The 13990-nt window shown below is 46.3% G+C and carries 11 protein-coding genes and 2 rRNA genes (1 of these 13 running past the window's edge); 10 read left to right on the top strand and 3 right to left on the bottom strand.

Translation table 11 applies throughout. From position 1 onward, the window contains the following. The first annotated feature begins 53 nt into the window (after positions 1–53). Genes RBH91_RS05005 through RBH91_RS05025 form a run of 5 tightly spaced genes read left to right on the top strand, consistent with a single transcriptional unit; the run spans position 54 to position 5507 of the window. Positions 54–1037, top strand: a complete 984-nt coding sequence (locus tag RBH91_RS05005) for an ABC transporter ATP-binding protein (protein ID WP_307893697.1) — start codon at positions 54–56, stop codon at positions 1035–1037. Then, positions 1030–1986: an ABC transporter ATP-binding protein gene (locus RBH91_RS05010; RefSeq protein WP_307893698.1), complete on the top strand. Its 957-nt coding sequence runs from the start codon at positions 1030–1032 to the stop codon at positions 1984–1986. The genes RBH91_RS05005 and RBH91_RS05010 overlap by 8 nt, the downstream gene beginning before the upstream one ends. Next, positions 1983–3581, top strand: coding sequence for an ABC transporter substrate-binding protein (locus RBH91_RS05015; protein ID WP_307893699.1), 1599 nt, complete (start codon positions 1983–1985; stop codon positions 3579–3581). The genes RBH91_RS05010 and RBH91_RS05015 overlap by 4 nt, the downstream gene beginning before the upstream one ends. A 21-nt stretch (positions 3582–3602) precedes the next feature. Further along, positions 3603–4604, top strand: coding sequence for an ABC transporter permease (locus RBH91_RS05020; RefSeq protein WP_307893700.1), 1002 nt, complete (start codon positions 3603–3605; stop codon positions 4602–4604). A gap of 12 nt (positions 4605–4616) precedes the next feature. Beyond that, positions 4617–5507: an ABC transporter permease gene (locus RBH91_RS05025; RefSeq protein WP_307893701.1), complete on the top strand. Its 891-nt coding sequence runs from the start codon at positions 4617–4619 to the stop codon at positions 5505–5507. 29 nt (positions 5508–5536) lie between these two features. Here RBH91_RS05025 and RBH91_RS05030 read toward each other — a convergent pair whose 3' ends face one another. Together RBH91_RS05030 and RBH91_RS05035 are read right to left on the bottom strand one after the other, a co-directional pair. Further along, the gene (locus RBH91_RS05030) at positions 5537–6604 is read right to left on the bottom strand and encodes an FUSC family protein (protein ID WP_076762458.1); all 1068 of its coding nucleotides are present in this window, start codon (positions 6602–6604) and stop codon (positions 5537–5539) included. Positions 6605–6865: 261 nt separating this feature from the next. After that, on the bottom strand, positions 6866–8164 hold the full coding sequence (locus RBH91_RS05035) for a glutamate-1-semialdehyde 2,1-aminomutase (protein WP_307893702.1): 1299 nt from the start codon (positions 8162–8164) through the stop codon (positions 6866–6868). A 155-nt stretch (positions 8165–8319) separates the two neighbouring features. Here RBH91_RS05035 and bcp point away from each other — a divergent pair, with 155 nt between their 5' ends. Together bcp and perR are read left to right on the top strand one after the other, a co-directional pair. Then, on the top strand, positions 8320–8793 hold the full coding sequence (gene bcp / locus RBH91_RS05040) for a thioredoxin-dependent thiol peroxidase (RefSeq protein WP_307893703.1): 474 nt from the start codon (positions 8320–8322) through the stop codon (positions 8791–8793). Positions 8794–9175: 382 nt separating this feature from the next. Then, a complete protein-coding gene (gene perR / locus RBH91_RS05045) occupies positions 9176–9613 on the top strand; it encodes a peroxide-responsive transcriptional repressor PerR (protein ID WP_003179961.1) in 438 nt (145 codons plus the stop codon). Positions 9614–9663: 50 nt separating this feature from the next. On the opposite strand, the gene RBH91_RS05050 is transcribed toward perR, so the two are convergent. Continuing rightward, complete coding sequence (locus RBH91_RS05050) at positions 9664–10014, bottom strand: YgzB family protein (protein WP_148958556.1); 351 nt, start codon at positions 10012–10014, stop codon at positions 9664–9666. Between the two features lie 217 nt (positions 10015–10231). Between RBH91_RS05050 and RBH91_RS05055 the strand changes: the two genes are divergently transcribed. The 3 genes from RBH91_RS05055 to RBH91_RS05065 form a co-directional block, all read left to right on the top strand. Beyond that, positions 10232–11113, top strand: coding sequence for a nucleotidyltransferase-like protein (locus tag RBH91_RS05055; protein WP_076762462.1), 882 nt, complete (start codon positions 10232–10234; stop codon positions 11111–11113). 228 nt (positions 11114–11341) lie between these two features. Next, positions 11342–12890 (top strand): 16S ribosomal RNA (locus RBH91_RS05060). A gap of 162 nt (positions 12891–13052) precedes the next feature. Then, a 23S ribosomal RNA gene (locus RBH91_RS05065) occupies positions 13053–13990 on the top strand (it continues 1993 nt past the right edge of the window). Together the 16S and 23S rRNA genes form the textbook arrangement of a ribosomal RNA operon.

The raw sequence follows: 13990 nt of genomic DNA on the forward strand, positions 1-13990 counted from the left end.
TTCCTAGCTTGTCTAAATACAATTTAAAAAATACAAGCTCCGGAGGTGTATAAGTGACAAAAGAAAAATTGCTTGAAGTATCGGATTTATCTATTTCGTTTCAAAAGAAAAAAACCGAAATCCCGATTGTTCAAGGCGTTTCTTTCACAATCCATCATGGAGAAATCACTGGAGTAGTCGGGGAGTCAGGCTGCGGCAAAAGTGTCACATCTTTGGCATTGATGGGGCTGAACGCAAATACCAATACAACGGGCCGGATTCTGTTTCAGAAAAAAGATCTTCTCCTGCAGTCTGATAAAGAATGGAGACATATGCGCGGCAATGAATTAGCGATGATTTTTCAAGAGCCAATGACCTCTCTCAACCCTCTTTTTACAATAGGCGATCAACTGACAGAAGCACTCTCCAGCCATACACACATTCAAAGAAAAGAAGCGAACAAACAAGCCGTTCAAATGCTTGAAACCGTCGGCCTTCCGAGGCCCAGCCAGCTGATGAAGCAGTATCCCCACGAACTGTCAGGCGGAATGAGGCAGCGGGTCATGATCGCGATGGCTTTAATCTGTGAGCCGAAGCTGCTGATTGCCGATGAGCCGACAACAGCTCTTGATGTGACAATCCAAGCGCAGATTCTCTCTCTTTTGAAAAAAATGAATGCCGAATTTAAGACGGCGATTCTGCTGATCACCCATGATCTCGGCGTCGTCCACAACATTTGCGGGCGGGTGATGATCATGTATGCCGGCCGCATAGTTGAAGAAGGCAGTGTCAAAGCCATTTTTGACAGTCCGAAACATCCTTATACGAAAGGTCTTTTCGCCTCGATTCCCGCATTTACCAGCAAATCTGAAAGGCTGTCTTCAATTGAGGGGCAGGTGCCAAGGCCGGGGGCGATCAAAAAAGGCTGCATGTTTGCGCCAAGATGCCCTCACAAAATTGAGCGCTGCATTCAGGAGGAGCCGAATTTGAGCAAACTGGCAGATGAGCATTCAGTAAGGTGCTTTCTCTTTGAGGAGGAAGGTGGGGCAAATGGATAATGAACTTTTGCGCGTCAACAGGCTGAAAACGCATTATTCGGCTGCCCGAAACAAAATGGTCAAGGCGGTAGATGACGTCACATTTTCAGTCAAAAAAGGCGAGATTTTGGGCATTGTCGGTGAATCGGGATGCGGAAAATCAACATTGGGAAAATCCATACTGCGGCTGACTGAACCGACTTCAGGCAAGGTGACATTTCTAGGAAGGGAGCTCACTGGGCTTGATGCAAAAGAGCTGCGCAGGATGAGGCGGCATTTTCAAATGATTTTTCAAGATCCGTATGCCTCATTAAATCCGCGCATGAAAATCAAAGATATTTTAGAAGAACCGCTGATTGTTCATCGTTTAGGAACGAAAGCGGAGCGGAAAGAAGTCGTCCGTTCGATGCTCGAGATCGTTGGGATGGATGATTCGTATGGAGAGCGTTATGCGCATCAATTCAGCGGGGGACAGAGGCAAAGGATCGGGATTGCGAAAGCGCTGATCACCAAACCGAAATTGATCATCGCCGATGAACCCGTATCCGCGCTTGATGTATCTGTTCAGGCGCAAATCCTCAATTTATTATCTGATCTGCAGGAAGCATTTTCCTTAACCTTTCTCTTTATTTCTCATGATCTTGGGGTTGTTCGCTATATCAGCGACCGGGTCGCTGTCATGTATTTTGGAAAAATCGTCGAAGTGTCAGATGCTGAAACATTATTTAGAGAACCGAAGCATCCTTACACAGAAGCTCTTTTAGCGGCTGTTCCGGTTATCGGCAAAGGGCAGGCTGATGAAGCAATGCTGGAGGGGGACGCTCCGGATGCAAGCGGGAAAGGATGCCCTTTCTACGGGCGGTGTACTAAGCGCGAAGCGGTATGCAGGGAATCGGAGCCTTTCCTGGATGAAATCTCGGAAGGGCATTATGCGGCATGCCATTTAAATAACAGGAGGGCTATAGAATGAAAAGAAAAAGCTGGTTAAAAGGATTGGGGATTATGCTGATCATTTCCGCTTTCTTAATGGGGTGCTCGGGTAAAGAGAGCGAAAAAGACGGCGGCGGGGCGAAAAATGAAAAAGATACGCTCATTGTTGGCAGAGGCGGTGATTCAACTTCGCTTGATCCGATCACGACAACTGAAGGAGAGGCATTTAAAGTAACCATCAACATGTTTGAAACATTGCTCAACTACGGGGAGCAGGACACAACGCTTAAGGAAGGGCTTGCGATTAAATGGGATGCTTCAGATGACGGTCTGACATACACGCTTGAGCTGAGAAAAGGCGTGAAATTCCATGACGGAACCGATTTTAATGCAGAAGCCGTCAAATATAATTTTGAACGATGGATGAATGGGGACGAAGAAAAATTTCCTTACTACGGCATGTTCGGAGGCTATAAAAAAGATGATGGGCATGTCATTAAAGAAATAAAAGTCCTTGACGATCATAAAATCCAATTTCTTTTAAAACGCCCTCAGGCGCCGTTTTTAAAGAACCTTGCGATGACTTCCTTTGGGATCGCAAGCCCGGCAGCAATTGAAAAATACGGGGATAAATTCAGAGAACACCCCGTCGGCACGGGCCCTTACAAATTTGCAGAATGGAAGCCGAACGACCGGATTGTCCTTGAAAAATTTGAAGACTATTGGGATCAAGACAAGCCGAAATTGAAAAAGATCATTTTCAGAGCCATTCCTGAAAACTCAGCCCGCCTGAATGCGCTTAAGACAGGCGAAATCGATTTAATCGACGGTGTAAATCCGTCAGATATTGAAAGTATTAAAGCAGACGCCAATCTGAAAATTTTTGAAAGACCTTCGATGAATGTCGGCTACCTCGGGCTGACCACAACAAGAAAGCCGCTCGACAATAAGCTTGTGCGCCAGGCGTTAAATCACGCTGTTGATAAACAGGCGATCATCGATTCTTTCTATGGAGGGCTTGCCGAACCGGCAAAAAATCCGCTTCCTCCGTCGCTGGAAGGCTATCATGAGCAAGTCCAGCCTTATCCGTATGACCTTGAAAAGGCAAAAGAGCTTTTGAAAAAAGCCGGATATCCGGACGGATTTAAGATGCAGCTGTGGGCAATGCCTGTTCCGCGTCCATATATGCCGGACGGTATGAAAATCGCCGAAGTGATACAATCAAGCTTTGAAAAGATCGGAGTCAAAGCGGAAATCGTCACCTATGACTGGGCCACATATATAGACAGAGTCAGCAAAGGTGAAGCCGATTCGTTTTTGATGGGATGGACCGGGGACAACGGCGATCCGGATAACTTTATCTACACACTGCTTGATAAAGACAATATCGGCGGAAACAACTATACGTATTTCAGCAATGACAAGCTTCATGACATGTTAATCGAGGCTCAGTCAGATCCTGATCAAAAGAAGAGAAATAAGCTTTATGAAAAAGCGCAGGAACTCATTCATGAAGAATCGCCTTGGGTTCCGCTTGTCCACTCAACACCGATTTTGGCCGGTGCAAAAGAAATTGAAGGATATGTCCCGCACCCGACAGGAAGTGAAGTATTATCCGGCGTAGAGTTTAAATAGTTCACAAGGTGGTGACAGCCATTGCTTGCTTACTGTTTAAAACGGACCGTCATGCTGATCCCCGTTCTGATCGGCATGACACTGGTCGTTTTTTCGATCATCCGCTTTATTCCCGGCAACCCGGCCCAGGTGATTCTCGGCCAGCGAGCGACAAAGGAGGCGGTCGAGCAGCTGACCATTCAGCTCGGTCTTGATCAGCCTTGGTATATGCAATACGGAAGATATATCGGAGATTTGCTGAAAGGGGATTTAGGCACTTCAATCCGCACGGGAGCGGCGATAACAAAAGAAATGCAGCCGTATTTAGCCGCCACTCTCGAACTTGCTTTTTTCGCCATGGTGATCGCGGTGTTTATCGGCGTAAATGCCGGAATCATCAGCGCGTGGTTTAAGAACTCTGTGTTTGACTATATCGCCATGCTGGTTGCTTTAATCGGGGTGTCCATGCCGATATTTTGGCTGGGATTAATGGGACAATGGTTTTTTTCAATTGAACTTGGCTGGCTGCCAACGACTGGAAGAGAAAATGTCAGAAATCCGGTTGAAGCCGTCACCTACATTCATACGATCGATACATTATGGCATGGAAGATTTGATCAGTTTATTGAAACGATCCGCCATTTAGTCTTGCCGGGAACAGCTCTTGCCACCATACCGGCGGCGATCATCGCGAGAATTACGAGAGCGAGTATGATAGAGGTCCTTCAGTCTGATTATATCCGTACTGCAAAAGCAAAAGGCGTTCATATGCCTTTCGTGATCTATAAGCACGGCTTAAAAAATGCTTTTATTCCGATCCTTACTGTCATTGGTCTGCAAACAGGACTTTTACTAGGCGGTGCCATTCTGACGGAGACGATTTTTGCCTGGCCGGGCATCGGCCGCTATATTTACGATGCGATCAGCTACCGCGACTACCCGGTGATTCAATCGGGGATCCTCGTGATCGCCTTCATCTTCGTGATGATCAATTTTATCGTTGATCTGCTTTATGCCGTCATCGATCCGAGAATTAAATATTAGGAGGCGGAGAATGTGGTTGTGCTGCAAAATGAACGGCAGAGGGGAGAAACGAAAGTCCGCTCGCCTCTGTCAGAAAATATTCAGCGTTTCTTTGAACATAAATTGGCTGCAGCCGGCAGTATTTTAGTCGCGCTGTTTATCCTGCTGGCCATTTTCGCACCGCTGATCGCTCCTTACGGATTAAATGACCAGTCGCTGTCAGACAGGCTTGCGGCTCCGTCCGCTGAACACCTTTTTGGAACGGATGATTTTGGCAGGGACATCTTTTCAAGAGTGCTGTACGGAGCAAGGCTCTCGTTATGGGTGGGGTTTTTCTCGTGTTTGGGCTCAGCTTTGGCGGGAACCCTTTTAGGGCTGATGGCCGGATTTTACGGAAAATGGGCGGATGCTGTGATTTCAAGAATATTTGATATCATGCTTGCCTTTCCAAGCATTTTGCTCGCGATTGCGATCGTCGCGATCCTTGGACCCTCATTGGAAAATGCGCTGATCGCAATCGCCATCATCAACATCCCGACATTCGGAAGGCTTGTCCGTTCAAAAGTGCTCAGCATCAAACAGGAAGAGTATATATTATCGGCACGGGCTGTCGGTATGACCAATCTGAGAATGATGTTTAAACATATTCTTCCGAACAGCATGGCTCCGGTTATCGTCCAAGCTACGCTCAATATCGGAACCGCGATTATTGAAGCGGCAGCGCTCGGCTTCTTAGGATTGGGGGCGCAGGCTCCAAACCCTGAATGGGGAAAAATGCTTGCAGATGCCAGGCCTTATTTGGCACAGGCGCCCTGGACTTTACTTTTCCCAGGTATAGCGATCATGCTGACGGTGCTCGGCTTTAATTTAATGGGTGACGGGCTTCGGGATACCCTTGACCCGAAGCTGAAAGAAGGTAAATAAAAACCGGTTAACGACGTCGTTAACCGGTTTTACTCATCAACTTCAAGCTCGCTGTCTTCTTTATGGTAAGTTTGAAAGCTTGTAATCAATGTTTCCAAATGCTCGAGCTGTTCGCGGTATTCCACTGCACTTGCCATAATGGTCAGCATATTGTAGTCCAATAAGTCTTCTTTTAATTTGTCCTGGTTTTTCAGGAACGATTCGGTCAAATGCTGTTTATATACATCTCCTTCTTCATGAAGATCAACGGTATCCTGTGTTTTGATCTTGCCGACGAACCTCATTAAAATGCGTTCATGCCAGTGAAGCAAATAATCAAGCTCTTCCACCAGTGTTTCTTGAAACTCCTCAGGCATGTGGTAAAAGTCGTTTTCAAGACGGTGCAGCTTTTTCAGAACATCAAGCGCTCGGTTGGACGCAATGATCGCCTGTCTGAAAAGTACGAGCTTTCTCTGTTTCACATATGTTGATCTTTTTAAATAGCTTCTTTCTTCTTTATACAGCAAGTAGAGATAGTCGGCTTTCATCATTTTTTCTTTCAGTTTTTCGATGTCTTCTTTCAGCATGGAGTGCTCTGTTGTCTTCCTTGTCAACAGCCGGATCCATTTGATGACTTCATCTGTATTTTCCACAATATGGCTGGCGAGCTTCGTTTCATATTTAGGCGGCAGAAAAATCAGGTTGACCAAGAACGCGGACAAAACGCCCAGAATAACCGTTCCGGTTCTCATCAAGGCAAACAATAAAAAGTTGTCGCCTGAGCTCTCCAATATGGCAATAACGGTGACAAGAGCGATCGAAATCGTGTTCTCGATCTTCAGCTTCAGGTTAATCGCGATGACAATAACCGCCGTCAATCCGATGATAATCGGACTGGGTTCAAAAATAAGTCCAAAAATAATAGCTGTTGCGGCGCCGATAATATTCGCCTGCACTTGATCGACAATCGTCAAAAATGAACGATAGATCGAAGGCTGGATCGCAAAAATAGCCGCGATGCCTGCAAAAACCGGAGTGGGCAGGCCGATCCATTCTGCGATGTATAGTGCGAGCGTAATGGCAACGCCTGTTTTGAAAATACGGGCACCAAGTTTCATTAGGCTTTACTTGCATCCCTTTCTATAATAAAATTCGTTCTTTACAGAAAATGAATTGTACCTGAACCCTCTCTGCTAAATTGCCAAACAATAAAGTAATATACAGCGATCTCCTGAAATATTCAACCCATTTCTAAGAAAAAACAAATCATTGACAAAAAAAGAAAAACAAGCTGAGGCTTCCGAACCTGAATGTGCCTTTTTGTTAGCGTTTCAGAACGCTTGCGTATTGATAAAAAAGAGAGCGGACCGCTCTCTTTTTTATATACGCTGTTTTAATTGTTGAAATGATTCATCTACGGCTTTCAATGTATCCTCAATGTCTTTTTCGGTGTGAGCGGTCGTTATAAACCACGCTTCATATTTGGAAGGGGCAAGATTGACTCCCTTCTCGAGCATCAGTTTGAAAAATGCCGCGAACATCTCGCCGTCCGTATTTTCAGCCTGCTCATAGTTTTCGATTTTTTCTTTGGTGAAGTATACGGTGAGCGCGCCTTTTAGACGATTGACGGTGATATCGATGCCGTGCGTTTTCGCATGTGTCACAATTCCTTTCTCAAGCATGGCGCCGAGGCGGTCAAGCTTTTCATATGTGCCTTTTTCCTTCAGCACCTCCAGGCAGGCAATGCCGGATAAGATGGACGCCGGGTTTCCGGCCATTGTCCCGGCCTGATACGCTGGTCCGAGCGGTGCCACCTGCTCCATAATTTCTTTTTTGCCTCCGTAGGCGCCGATCGGCAGTCCGCCGCCGATGATCTTGCCGAGCGCCGTCAAATCAGGCTTGACGCCTAAGAGATCCTGGGCTCCGCCGTACATAAAGCGGAAAGCGGTAATCACTTCATCATATATGACCAATGCCCCGGCGTCATGCGTCAGCTCGTTCACCTGTTCAAGGAATCCCCTTTTCGGTTCAACGATCCCGAAGTTTCCGACGATCGGTTCAACGAGTACGGCTGCAATATCGCCGCCCCATTTATCAAGCGCTTCTTTATAGCTGTCAATATCATTAAATGGAACGGTAATGACTTCATTTGCAATGCTTTTCGGAACCCCGGCTGAATCGGGTGTACCCAGAGTGGATGGGCCTGACCCGGCCGCTACCAATACAAGATCCGAATGCCCGTGATAGCAGCCTGCGAATTTAATGATTTTGGTCCTGCCGGTATAAGCGCGTGCGACGCGGATCGTCGTCATGACAGCTTCTGTACCTGAATTGACGAATCTCACTTTATCTAATGAAGGAATCGCTTCCTTCAGCATTTTGGCAAAAGTGACCTCGTGTTTTGTCGGTGTTCCGTAGAGGACGCCGTTTTCTGCCGCCTTTTGAATGGCTTTCGTAATGTGCGGATGGGCATGGCCGGTAATGATCGGTCCATATGCCGCCAGATAATCTATGTATTTGTTGCCGTCTACATCCCAAAAATATGCGCCGCTTCCTCTTTCCATCGCGACCGGAGATCCTCCGCCGACGGCTTTGTATGATCTTGACGGGCTGTTGACTCCGCCTACTATATGTTGAAGAGCTTCTTCATGAAGCTTTTCGGTTTGTGTGTGTTGCATAATATCCTCCTCACTTCTCACACCTTTGTCTATTCCTTTATTGTAACATATGTGGACAGAGCGCAAAAAAAGAAGCCGCCATTATTTGAATAGAAGGAAACTGTTTTTTATAATGAGGGAAGTAGACGATTAATGATAAACAGGAGGCAAAAACAATGACTGTAGAAATTGGACAAAAAGTACCTGATATTGAACTTTTGGGCGATCACGGTGAAAGAGTAAAGCTGTCAGAATTTGAAGGTAAGTATGTCGTGCTCTATTTTTATCCGAAAGATATGACCCCGGGGTGCACCACGGAAGCCTGTGATTTCAGAGACAGCCATGAGAGCTTTAAAGAACTTGATGCCGTCATTATAGGGGTCAGCCCTGATGATCAGGGACGCCATGAAAAATTCAAAGAAAAACACGACCTTCCGTTTTTGCTGCTTGTGGATGATGAACATAAGCTTTCTGAAGCATTTGATGTATGGAAGCTGAAAAAGAACTTCGGCAAAGAATATATGGGAATTGAGCGGTCAACTTTCTTGATTGATAAAGAAGGCCAACTTGTGAAAGAATGGCGCAAAGTAAAGGTTAAAGACCATGTTGCAGACGCTCTTCAAGCTGTAAAAGAAGCTTCTGCTGAATAAAAACAGCCCTGAGGCCGAACTGAAAAGGATCGGTCTCTCAGCGTGTCGATAAACCCTCGCATTCATTGTCAGGCCTGCTGAGTCGGTGCTCATGTTCAAGAAGGAACGACGGTTAAGTGCGCGGACGTCCTTCCTAGGCTGCAAGGGTTTCGGGTCACGCTGAAAGGATTTTGTCAACAATCTGCACCACTCGTTATCACGGGTGGTGATTATTATGGTCATAATCGGCCGGTTGTTTGGCCATCATTTTAATAATAGGTCTTTTTGGCTTAAAAAAACGCTTTTTCACAGGGATTGGAATTGACAAAGATTCTTATCAGGAGTTACACTAATTATAAACGTTATAATGTAAGAATTTTTTTTAGAAGAGAGGTGCATGACGATGGCTGAACATAACCTGAAAGAAGCGTTGGAAGCGTTGAAGGAAACCGGGGTGCGAATTACTCCTCAACGTCATGCCATTCTGGAATTTCTCGTCAATTCTATGTCTCATCCAACTGCAGATGATATATATAAAGCTCTGGAAGGGAAATTTCCAAACATGAGCGTAGCAACGGTTTATAACAATTTACGGGTTTTTAAGGAATCAGGGCTCGTGAAAGAATTAACGTATGGCGATTCTTCCAGCCGATTTGACTTCGTAACTTCCGAGCATTATCACGCAATTTGTGAACGCTGCGGAAAAATCGTCGATTTTCATTATCCCGGCCTTGACGAAGTGGAGCAGCTTGCTTCACATGTGACAGGATTTAAAGTCAGTCACCACAGACTGGAAATATACGGTTTATGCCAGGAATGCGACAAAAAAGAAAGCCATTAAAAAGAGCTGGCCGCTTTTTTAACGGTCAGCTTATTTTTTGTTTTGAGATATTACCTGAGAGACTTTCGATTATACGACTCATTAAATTCTTCACCTTCAAGGTTTTTGTCTAGTGTAAGAGGCTCCCTGCAGTGCATGCACATGTCGACCCGGCCCAAAATTTTGGTCGGTTTTTCACAGTTCGGACAGACGACTTGAACCGCTTTGGTCGAAAGCATGCCGATCCAAAAATAAACCGCTGTGCTCAGCATGATAGATAAAACCCCCAAGACCATAAACACCGACATCAGCAAGACCGAAGACCTAAAAAAGATTCCGATGTACATAATAATGAAGCCGACGAAAACCAAGCTTAACGCAAACGTTCTGATTTTGTTGATTTTGCTAGAATATTTGGCCATATCCATCCCCCTGTCTCTAATATAGCATAACAAAGATGTGTTATTCTTTAATTAATGAGAATGAATTGGAATTTTCTATAGAGAGTTTTGGGGAGATTGATTATAATATTTCAATGTGTTTTCAAAATAAAGGAGTTTTTATTGGCTCGTAGAAGTAGATAGAAACAAAAGAGAAGCTTTTAAAGCATGTATTTTACATCGTATTGGAGGAATGGTGATGGAAAATCTTCTCCGTCCGATTTACCAAGAAAGAGCAAGCCGCCCTGACACGTTAGCTGTAATGATCATCGAGAGGAGAAATCAAACGTCATCTGCGACAGATAATTTTGATGCGGCATTGCTGGTTATTGTGAACAAGACTGAAGAACCTGTATTCGTGAAGCATTATGAGTTTGACGGGAAAACGGCTTCTCTTCATATTATTTCTGTTGAACAGCTTCAAGAATGGATTTTGCTCGGCACGAACAGAAGAATAATAGATTGGATCTTGAATGGAAAAGTTCTTTTTGACAGAAATGAATTTATCGCAAAGCTGATAGAACAGCTCAATACTTTTCCATTTTCAGAACGAAAATTAAAAATTGGACTTGAATATGGAAAGCTAATCAGAAGGTATATAGAAGGAAAAGCGTTCTTTGAAGATGGTCAGTTTTTGGATGCGTATAATTCTATCGTACATGCCCTCCATCATTTGGCCAGAATTGAAGTGATAGATAAAGGCTTTCATCCTGAAGTGACGGTATGGAACCAAGTGCGGCATATGGAGCCGCAGGTATATAAACTATATAAGGAACTGATTGAAAGCAATGAAAGCCTGCATAAAAGGCTGGAATTATTATTTCTCGCAAGCGATTTTCTCATTCATTCAAAAGCTGAAATCGGGGCGGCCCACATTCTTGATGTGATGAATGAAAAAACGGTTTGGCAATTTGCCGAGCTTCTCAATCATCCCGAGCTTAAATACTTTACCGCAGACCTTGGGGTCATCCTTGAATTTTTGACGGAAAAGGACTTGGTATGCGTAAAAGAAATTGAAACAAAGGGCCAAAAGATTTTTCATCGAGGATATTTTATAAAAAAAAGTGTTGACGATGAATAATGATGATGATATAGTATTAAACGTCGCTGTTAGCGAAACGGTTTTCCAGCTGAAAGCAGCAGCGACGAAAAAACAAAAAAACATTTGACACGCCTAGTTGAAAATGTTATACTAATAAAGTCGCTTCACAACGAAGCGGAAATGATCTTTGAAAACTAAACAAGACAAACGTACCTGTTAATTCATTAAATAAATCGCACATGCGAATGTGCGTAGTCATTATCAAACTTCATGGAGAGTTTGATCCTGGCTCAGGACGAACGCTGGCGGCGTGCCTAATACATGCAAGTCGAGCGGACCGACGGGAGCTTGCTCCCTTAGGTTAGCGGCGGACGGGTGAGTAACACGTGGGTAACCTGCCTGTAAGACTGGGATAACTCCGGGAAACCGGGGCTAATACCGGATGCTTGATTGAACCGCATGGTTCAATCATAAAAGGCGGCTTCGGCTGCCGTTTACAGATGGACCCGCGGCGCATTAGCTAGTTGGTGAGGTAATGGCTCACCAAGGCGACGATGCGTAGCCGACCTGAGAGGGTGATCGGCCACACTGGGACTGAGACACGGCCCAGACTCCTACGGGAGGCAGCAGTAGGGAATCTTCCGCAATGGACGAAAGTCTGACGGAGCAACGCCGCGTGAGTGATGAAGGTTTTCGGATCGTAAAGCTCTGTTGTTAGGGAAGAACAAGTACCGTTCGAATAGGGCGGTACCTTGACGGTACCTAACCAGAAAGCCACGGCTAACTACGTGCCAGCAGCCGCGGTAATACGTAGGTGGCAAGCGTTGTCCGGAATTATTGGGCGTAAAGCGCGCGCAGGCGGTTTCTTAAGTCTGATGTGAAAGCCCCCGGCTCAACCGGGGAGGGTCATTGGAAACTGGGGAACTTGAGTGCAGAAGAGGAGAGTGGAATTCCACGTGTAGCGGTGAAATGCGTAGAGATGTGGAGGAACACCAGTGGCGAAGGCGACTCTCTGGTCTGTAACTGACGCTGAGGCGCGAAAGCGTGGGGAGCGAACAGGATTAGATACCCTGGTAGTCCACGCCGTAAACGATGAGTGCTAAGTGTTAGAGGGTTTCCGCCCTTTAGTGCTGCAGCAAACGCATTAAGCACTCCGCCTGGGGAGTACGGTCGCAAGACTGAAACTCAAAGGAATTGACGGGGGCCCGCACAAGCGGTGGAGCATGTGGTTTAATTCGAAGCAACGCGAAGAACCTTACCAGGTCTTGACATCCTCTGACACCCCTAGAGATAGGGCTTCCCCTTCGGGGGCAGAGTGACAGGTGGTGCATGGTTGTCGTCAGCTCGTGTCGTGAGATGTTGGGTTAAGTCCCGCAACGAGCGCAACCCTTGATCTTAGTTGCCAGCATTCAGTTGGGCACTCTAAGGTGACTGCCGGTGACAAACCGGAGGAAGGTGGGGATGACGTCAAATCATCATGCCCCTTATGACCTGGGCTACACACGTGCTACAATGGACAGAACAAAGGGCAGCGAAGCCGCGAGGCTCAGCCAATCCCACAAATCTGTTCTCAGTTCGGATCGCAGTCTGCAACTCGACTGCGTGAAGCTGGAATCGCTAGTAATCGCGGATCAGCATGCCGCGGTGAATACGTTCCCGGGCCTTGTACACACCGCCCGTCACACCACGAGAGTTTGTAACACCCGAAGTCGGTGAGGTAACCTTTTGGAGCCAGCCGCCGAAGGTGGGACAGATGATTGGGGTGAAGTCGTAACAAGGTAGCCGTATCGGAAGGTGCGGCTGGATCACCTCCTTTCTAAGGATATTATACGGAATATAAGACCTTACCGGTCTTATAGACAGGTGCGTTTAGATCTTGTTTAGTTTTGAAGGATCATTCCTTCAAAACGTGTTCTTTGAAAACTAGATAACGAAAAGTAGACATTCACAAGAATTTTCTGTAGTGATTCTTTTTAATGGTTAAGTTAGAAAGGGCGCACGGTGGATGCCTTGGCACTAGGAGCCGATGAAGGACGGGACGAACACCGATATGCTTCGGGGAGCTGTAAGCAAGCTTTGATCCGGAGATTTCCGAATGGGGAAACCCACTGCTCGTAATGGAGCAGTATCCATATCTGAATTCATAGGATATGAGAAGGCAGACCCGGGGAACTGAAACATCTAAGTACCCGGAGGAAGAGAAAGCAAATGCGATTCCCTGAGTAGCGGCGAGCGAAACGGGAACAGCCCAAACCAAGAGGCTTGCCTCTTGGGGTTGTAGGACACTCTGTACGGAGTTACAAAAGAACGAGGTAGATGAAGAGGTCTGGAAAGGCCCGCCATAGGAGGTAACAGCCCTGTAGTCAAAACTTCGTTCTCTCCTGAGTGGATCCTGAGTACGGCGGAACACGTGAAATTCCGTCGGAATCCGGGAGGACCATCTCCCAAGGCTAAATACTTCCTAGTGACCGATAGTGAACCAGTACCGTGAGGGAAAGGTGAAAAGCACCCCGGAAGGGGAGTGAAATAGATCCTGAAACCGTGTGCCTACAAGTAGTCAGAGCCCGTTAACGGGTGATGGCGTGCCTTTTGTAGAATGAACCGGCGAGTTACGATCCCGTGCAAGGTTAAGTTTGAAAAGACGGAGCCGCAGCGAAAGCGAGTCTGAATAGGGCGCATGAGTACGTGGTCGTAGACCCGAAACCAGGTGATCTACCCATGTCCAGGGTGAAGTTCAGGTAACACTGAATGGAGGCCCGAACCCACGCACGTTGAAAAGTGCGGGGATGAGGTGTGGGTAGGGGTGAAATGCCAATCGAACCTGGAGATAGCTGGTTCTCTCCGAAATAGCTTTAGGGCTAGCCTCAAGGTAAGAGTCTTGGAGGTAGAGCACTGATTGGACTAGGGGCCCCTACC

This window comes from Bacillus swezeyi (assembly GCF_030908325.1).
Lineage (GTDB): Bacteria > Bacillota > Bacilli > Bacillales > Bacillaceae > Bacillus > Bacillus swezeyi.